Source organism: Candidatus Margulisiibacteriota bacterium, from assembly GCA_028706105.1.
GTDB lineage: Bacteria > Margulisbacteria > Riflemargulisbacteria > GWF2-35-9 > DYQY01 > DYQY01.
In genome coordinates this window covers 1-7,603 of record JAQWCF010000082.1, presented here as the reverse complement: position 1 = coordinate 7,603, position 7,603 = coordinate 1, and the positions used below count along the sequence as shown (strand labels likewise).

The 7,603-nt window shown below is 31.1% G+C and carries 8 protein-coding genes; 7 read left to right on the top strand and 1 reads right to left on the bottom strand.

Annotated elements, in window-relative coordinates; genetic code table 11:
• Positions 1 to 199 (bottom strand): ATP-binding cassette domain-containing protein (locus tag PHF25_07940; GenBank protein ID MDD4527947.1); only part of this gene is annotated, 199 nt, incomplete at its 3' end.
• 159 nt (positions 200 to 358) lie between these two features.
• Between PHF25_07940 and PHF25_07935 the strand changes: the two genes are divergently transcribed.
• The 7 genes from PHF25_07935 to csm5 form a co-directional block, all read left to right on the top strand.
• Complete coding sequence (locus PHF25_07935; GenBank protein ID MDD4527946.1) at positions 359 to 1,087, top strand: WYL domain-containing protein; 729 nt, start codon at positions 359 to 361, stop codon at positions 1,085 to 1,087.
• A gap of 42 nt (positions 1,088 to 1,129) precedes the next feature.
• A complete protein-coding gene (gene cas10 / locus PHF25_07930) occupies positions 1,130 to 3,652 on the top strand; it encodes a type III-A CRISPR-associated protein Cas10/Csm1 (protein ID MDD4527945.1) in 2,523 nt (840 codons plus the stop codon).
• A gap of 14 nt (positions 3,653 to 3,666) precedes the next feature.
• A complete protein-coding gene (gene csm2, locus PHF25_07925) occupies positions 3,667 to 4,062 on the top strand; it encodes a type III-A CRISPR-associated protein Csm2 (GenBank protein MDD4527944.1) in 396 nt (131 codons plus the stop codon).
• Positions 4,063 to 4,071: 9 nt separating this feature from the next.
• Positions 4,072 to 4,767 (top strand): type III-A CRISPR-associated RAMP protein Csm3, encoded by a 696-nt coding sequence (gene csm3, locus PHF25_07920; GenBank protein MDD4527943.1) that lies wholly within the window; start codon positions 4,072 to 4,074, stop codon positions 4,765 to 4,767.
• 7 nt (positions 4,768 to 4,774) lie between these two features.
• Positions 4,775 to 5,683, top strand: coding sequence for a type III-A CRISPR-associated RAMP protein Csm4 (csm4, locus tag PHF25_07915; protein ID MDD4527942.1), 909 nt, complete (start codon positions 4,775 to 4,777; stop codon positions 5,681 to 5,683).
• The gene (locus tag PHF25_07910) at positions 5,680 to 6,486 is read left to right on the top strand and encodes a KilA-N domain-containing protein (GenBank protein MDD4527941.1); all 807 of its coding nucleotides are present in this window, start codon (positions 5,680 to 5,682) and stop codon (positions 6,484 to 6,486) included. The genes csm4 and PHF25_07910 overlap by 4 nt, the downstream gene beginning before the upstream one ends.
• Positions 6,487 to 6,489: 3 nt before the next feature.
• Positions 6,490 to 7,603 (top strand): type III-A CRISPR-associated RAMP protein Csm5 (csm5, locus tag PHF25_07905; protein ID MDD4527940.1); only part of this gene is annotated, 1,114 nt, incomplete at its 3' end.

Below are 7,603 nucleotides of genomic sequence, written 5' to 3'. Positions count from 1 at the left end.
AGATGTCTTGTTCATCTAAAAATATCTTACCAGAGGTTGGTTTGATTAAGCCTGTTATCATATAAAAAGTTGTTGTTTTCCCTGCACCGTTGGGGCCTAAAAGACCAACTATCTCGCCTTGATTAACGCTAATGGATATATTGTTGACTGCGAATTTTTTACCGTAATTTTTGATAAGAGAGTCTGTTTTGATTTGCATAAGCTTATTATAAAGCTAAAAGCCTAAAGCTAAAAGCCTAAAGCTAAAAGCCTAAAGCTAAATGACGAGGAAATAGCTTTAAGAGGTGGACGATAGTTGATTTTTCCTAGATTGTTTATTATTCTTGGATAAGAGTAGCTATAAGTTGAGGATGTAGTGATGAAAATTTTCAAAATTTTTGAAGTAATAAAAGCATTAAAAGAAGAACAGCTTTCTATAGAAGAATTATCAAATCTATGTTCTGTGTCAGAGAAAACTATTTACAGATATATTAGAAATTTGCGTGACAATGGATTTGTGATTAAAAAAAGTTTTGGAAAATATTCTATTATTAGCGTTAAGAATAGCGATGAAAAAACTTTTTGTGAAAAGTGTTCTCAGGAGTTTGACTTAAAAGTAATTAACAGATTAAGAGACTCTTGTTGTGGTTGTCATAAAATAAAGTTTAATTATTTAAGCCCAAGATATGAAAAAAAATTTCAGGTGGAAGCATTTTGCGTTGATATTATTGAAATAAGAAAAAGATATTATCTTGTTGGGTATGATATGTCAGACAAAGTGTTTAAAGAATATAGACTGGATAGGATGTCAGAGCTAAGAATTTTTCCTGAAATCAACCAGAATATAAAAAGTAAACTAATTAAGATTTCTTTTTTTATTTTGCCTGAATTGGCGAAACATTATGAGGGGCAGTTTGATGATTATGAAGTAATCGATTTACTTGATGGGACGAAAAAAGTGAATATGCAGATACATAGCTTTTTTAGAGCAAAAAAGATATTATTTTCTTATCTTGAACAAATAAAAATAATAGAGCCAAAGGAATTTGCGGAGGATTGCTTGAGAACATTAAAAGAGATGACAAAAAATTATTGTCTCAAAAATTGAGAATTTTTTTATTGTAAGATACTATATAGGAAGGAATATTCAATGATAAAAAAAGAAAACAATCTTGATGAACACAAAAAAGTAGTTTTAGCTGCACTATTGCACGATATTGGAAAATTTCGTCAAAGAACAGGATTGCCATTAACAGTGTCGGATGAGTTTGATTATCAAAATTATTTACCTGAATATAATGGTAAAAAGTCTCATTACCATGCTGCTCACACTGGGGTAGCTTTAGCTAATATTAATAAAAATTATTTTGATATAGATGGGGATGTTATAAATATTGCCTCAACTCATCATTTATCACAAACTCAGTTTAGTTTTGATAAAAAGTTGGAACCTTTGTATGCTATTGTTAAAAAAGCAGATTGGCTATCAAGTGGTTTGGATAGAGAGTCAAGCAAGAAATATGAAAAAAGCGAAACAGATACAAATGAAAGGTTTAATGTTGGACAACAGGACTATAAAAGAGCCAGATTAGAATCTATTTTTTCTCAAATAAAAACTGATAATCAAGTACAACATATTATAAAAGTATGTTCTCTTAATAAGCTTTCAGCAAAAAATAGTATGCCTAAAGACAAAGCTGAATTGTCACAGCAAACGGCAGAAGCACAATACAAATTATTTTGGAGTGATTTTGAGGCTACACTTAAAGGAATTGATTATTCGCTTAAGGAAATCAATTTTAATCAATTTTATTTAACGATGTTGACTCTTTTAGAAAAATATACCTGGTGCATCCCTTCATCTTCTTATGATGTTATTCCAAATGTTTCCTTGTTTGATCATTTAAAAACAACAACCGCTTTTGCTGATGCGCTTTACTTATATCATGAGGATAAAAAAACTTTAACTTATAAAAATATTATGGAGAGCAACTTAGCTGAAAATAAATTTTTATTAATACAAGGTGATTTTTCAGGAATACAAAAATTTATTTTTAACATTAAAGGACATTCTCATGCCGCTAAAATATTGCGTGCAAGATCATTTTTTGTGTCTATAGCTACCGATATAGTGGCTTATAAAATATGTAAGGATATTGGCCTTACTCCTGCTGGAATAGTTATGAACGCAGGCGGTAAATTTACAATATTAGCTCCTAATACAGGTAAGACAAAAATAGTAATAAATAAAATTGAAAACGAAGTTAACAAGAGAATGTCTGAGTTAACATATGGTGAGACAAGAATGAATATTGCTTATGTTGAAGCTGCCGAACAAGACTTTTTTACTCATCTAGATAATGTTCCTATGTTTTTTAATAAGATGAATGAAATTAATAATGCCTTGGATGAGAAAAAATTAAAAATTATTATTGATGAAGATTCTGCAGTTTTTAGTAATTATTTAAATTCATGGACTGAGAAAAATCAAGATACTGGTGCTTGTGTGTCTTGTAATACAAATCCAAAAGTAAAAGGTGATTTTTGTGAACAATGCTCAATGATGGATAGTATGGGTAAACAAATAATTAAAGCTGAATATCTTTCTATTGGAAGTGAAATAGAAGGATTTGATCTTTTGCTTGGTTATAAAATTAATTTTGTAAAAGATGCTAACGCTGAATATGTTTTTACTTTAAAAAGCGATGAAACTGCTGATGGTTATCCAGTGAAGCGGTATGCTGGTAATTTGCCAGTATTAACGGCCAATGACCTCAATGATGATAGGTTTTGTGGAATGACAGAGACACAATTTGATAAAAATGAATTTAAGGAAGGATACCCAAAAACTTTTACACATCTTGCTTATCAATCATTGAATGAAGTAACAAAGCAGGGCAAACCTTTTCTGGGTGTTATTAAGGCAGATGTTGATAATTTAGGATATATTTTTTCAAAGGGATTTATGGACATAAAAGATAAGAAAGAGATAAATGAATTAACTTTTTCAAAATATGCATCATTGTCTAGAATGCTGGATTATTATTTTACAGTAGTGTTGATTGAAGAAATTAAGGAGAAAAAACTTAATATATATACTGTTTTTGCTGGTGGAGACGACTTATTTCTTATTGGTTCTTGGACGGATATGTTTAAGGTAATAAAATTTATAAAAAAAAGTTTCAAGAGTTATGTTGCGAACAATGAGGGACTTCATCTTTCAATGGGGTTTGCTTTGGCAAAACCATCCTTACCTGTACCTAAAATAGGAGAGTTAGCCGAGGAGCAATTACTATTATCAAAAAATAAAGGGAAAAACTCCTTCACAATGTTTAATCAAACAGTTAATTGGGATAGTTTTGATTTATTAATGGGTGTTGGCGAAGAGATTGAGAAGTATAAACTTTCTACTCAATATTTGTATAGGATAATACAATTTTGTGAGATGTCAGAAGGAGAAACTCCACGAGATTTGATGTGGAAACCTATGTTTCATTATGTAACTAATAAGAATTATGGAAAAAGAGAAAATATGGAAACAAGAAATTATTTATTGGGTGTTTTTGACGAACAGGGGAAAAATAGTCGAGATGGTTTTGATAAACAAATTGAGACTTGGGGAAAAAAATTAAATATCCCTTTAAGTAAAATGTTATATGAAGAACGAGATTAAAAGGAGGTAGAGGTATGGAGTTTTGGAAGGACAAAGAGAAAGGCATAGTAAATGCTGAATTGTTTTCAAAGAAAGCAGAAGAAATAGTTATTAGTCTTACAAGTGTGAATAAGTGGGAAAAAATTGAAAAGGAATTGGATAAAAATCAAATAAGAAAATTTTATAATGATGTGTTAACAATAAAATCTAAAATAAATAGTTCAGAAAATATTGAATTAGAGTTTGAACGACAAAAACCATATTTAAATATGCTTAGAGCTAAGGTCGCTTATGCTAGATCAAGGAAACATATCCGAGGAGACAATTTTGTGTTATTTATTACAAACAGCCTGAATGAAGTAAATGATGTTCAAGATTTTAAAGTATTTTGTAGTTTATATGAAGCAGTTATTGCTTATTTTGGTAACTAGGAGGTAAAGATGAAATTAAGTAAATTTATAGAGATAAAAGGATCAATTGTTTTAGAGAGTGGGTTACATATTGGTGCAGGTAATGATGAAGTGCATATTGGAGGAATAGATTCTCCAGTAATAAAAAATCTTTTAAATAATCAGCCATATATTCCTGGTTCATCAATTAAGGGAAAAATTAGATGCTTGTTAGAACAAGTGACAGATAGAATTGAAACCAATAAAAAAGATGAAGGTGTTCCCTTTTTTTCCAGTGGTGATGATTTGCTATGTAAAATGTTTGGAAATGGAAAGTCTGATCTACAGTATAAGGGTGGGCCTACTAGATTGGTTTTTTCTGATTGTAATTTATTAAATGCAGAATTATTAAGAGATCACAATGCGTTAACTGAGGCAAAATATGAGGTTGTGATTAATAGAAAAACGGGTACAGCGGCAGGAGCTGGACCTAGGCAAATAGAACGTGTTCCTGCTGGAGCTGAATTTGAGTTTAGGGTAGTTGTAAAAGTTTTTGATACAGATGACGCAGAACTGATGAAGAGTTTTTTGAAGTTAGGATTGAAGCTTTTGGAAATAGATTGTTTGGGTGGTGGTGGCTCTCGTGGTTATGGGAGGGTTAGTTTTAAAAATTTAACAGAAGGTGATGTAGCTGTTAACTTAGATGGTGATCTTGGTGAGCTTATAGAAAAATTCACAAAAAAATAAGGAATCAATGCAAACATTAAAAGTAGTAATTAAACCACTATCGTCATTTTCTACAACCATTCACAGTGATACACTTTTTGGTGCTTTTTGTTGGAATTATTTGGATAAATATGGTGCAGATAAATTAAAAAAGATTCTTGATTGCAATGCAGTAGTCTTCTCTAATATTTTTCCTGAGGGTTATCTCCCTTGTCCGATTATCCCTAATGGCAATAAAGTAGTTAGTAGTGTTAAAGAGTATGCAAGCATTAAAAAGTTGAAAAAAATTAGATACTTACCAATATCTTGTTTTCAGGATCAATTATCTATAAACAAGTTGCTTTCACTAAAAGAAACACTAATAGACAGTGTTCCTTTAGAAAGCAAAGATCAAGTGGTTGTTAGAAATGCAATTGATCGAAACACTGGAACTGGTTTAAGTGGAGCACTTTTTTCTGATTCAGAGACTTTTTATAAAGAAAACACAAGTTTATGTTTTTATGTGAGATTTAATGAAAATGTTTTATTAAAAGAAGAAGTAACAGAAGTTGTTAAATTGTTAACATTGTTTGGTATTGGTAAGGATAAAAGTACAGGTAAAGGTTCATTTGAAAAACAGTCAATTAACGAAAGTGATTTGCCTCTATATAAAGGTGAAAAACATTTTATTTCACTTTCCAATGGCTTACCTGATGATGCTTGTGAGTTAGAATATGGAAAGCTTATTACTAAGTATTCTAAGCATGGAAGAGGCTCTTTGTTTCGTAAAAACCCTGTTCAGCTGTATGTGGAAGGTAGTTTGTTTAAAATTACTGAACCGAAAGATTATTATGGAACTTATTTAGATAATGTTTCGTTGCAAATAGGGCACAAGCATCATGCTTGTTTGTTCCCAATGTTTATTGACATTGATTTGTCTATGGGAAAATTCGTATGAGCAAGCTGAATGTACAAGGAATAGAAATAAACATTCTAAGACAGGATGAGGAGGATTTTATATCTCTAACTGATATGCTACAGGCAAAAGATGGTGAATTTTTTATTTCTGACTGGCTTAGGAACAGAAATACGGTGGAGTTTTTGGGGATTTGGGAAAGGATTTATAATCCTGATTTTAATTATGGCGAATTTGCCATAATTAAAAGTCATGCAGGACTCAACAACTATAAAATTAGTGTTAAAGAATGGGTATCGAAAACTAAGGCAGTTGGATTAATTGCCAAAGCCGGAAGATACGGCGGAACCTACGCACACAAAGATATCGCTTTTGAATTTGGCATGTGGATAAGTGCAGAATTTAAAATATATCTGATAAAAGAATTTCAACGGTTAAAATCTCTGGAACAAACCCAACTAGATTGGGATGTAAAAAGAATTCTAACTAAGATTAATTATAGGATTCATGCTGATGCAATAAAAGAAAACCTAGTGCCTTCAAAGTTGAATAATTCTCAAATTAGCATAATTTATGCAAGCGAAGCAGATGTTTTAAATATGGCACTTTTTGGTGTTACTGCAAAGCAATGGAGGGATGCAAATCCTGATAAAAAAGGAAATATTCGTGACTATTCCAATGTATCCCAATTAGTTTGCTTAGCTAATCTAGAAATTTTAAATGCACATTTTATCGAGACAAGTTTGGAGCAGAAAGACAGATTAATTAAATTGAATCAAGTAGCTATTAGACAGATGCAGTTACTAACGGAGACTATAGGCATAAAGAAATTAAAGGGAGATTAATTTATGATAAAACAACCGTTTATAGAGATACCAATACAGATAGAGGTGCTTACTCCTGTTCATATAGGAATGGGCGAAGACTATTATCCAACAGATTATGTTATTGCGGATAATAAATTACATTTTATTGATAGAAATAAATTCACTAAGCATTTAATGGAGAACGAAAAATGGAATGAGTTTGTAAATGTATGTAGTGAGCAAGGGGATAGAGCGATACTTAGCATTAGAAAATTCATAAAAGATAATTTCCATGTTGGGTGCTCTAAATATGAAGTAGATAATGTGTGTAGTGATTTAGAAAAAAAATATAATAATCCAGAAAACACCGGACATAGAGGAGTAATAAGCCAAACAAGCATAGAACGAATTATTCGAACTTCTTTTTATAATGAACCCATCTTGCCTGGCAGTTCTGTAAAAGGTGCGTTTATGACTGCCCTGATGAATAATATGAAGGATAAAACCATAATTAGTTCAGGAGGTTTTGAGCACAACAAGAGAACAATGAATGTTGTTGGGCAGATGATTTCTTTTTCTGATTTTGATTTAGTCAAAGGGTCATGTGGAGTAAAAATATCTAAAAATATTAAATTTTTTGGTGCAGAGAAAGACACACAGTCAGTTCCTTCTAACAAAGAACATGTTTCAATAGGCTCAGCGTTTGTTGGCAAGGTGAAGATAAATACTATTAATAAAGATTTTGTAAGGCAATATGAAGCTATTGTTGGTCAACCAATACTGCAATTTAAAAAAACATTTTTTCAATTAATTAATGATTTTTATTTTAAAGATGTTTATGCTTTTGAGAATGACCAATTTAAATATTATAAAAGTTCTTTTAATTTAGGTTTAGTAAGCGAGAATGTAGCTATGTTGAAGATAGGGAAACATTCCGGTGCTTATGGTGTTACCGTCCATCCTTTGCAAAAGAAGCAGATAAAGATAATGCAGGGTAAAGGGAATAAACCTAAATATGGAGATAATCAAACAACTGTTTGGACTATTGATGATTTACCTATGGCCTGGTGTAAGATTTCAGAAATAAGTAGTGATGAATATAGACAGAAAAGAGAGATTATTAAGAAAAGAAGAAGTGAATATGAAGAAAAACTGA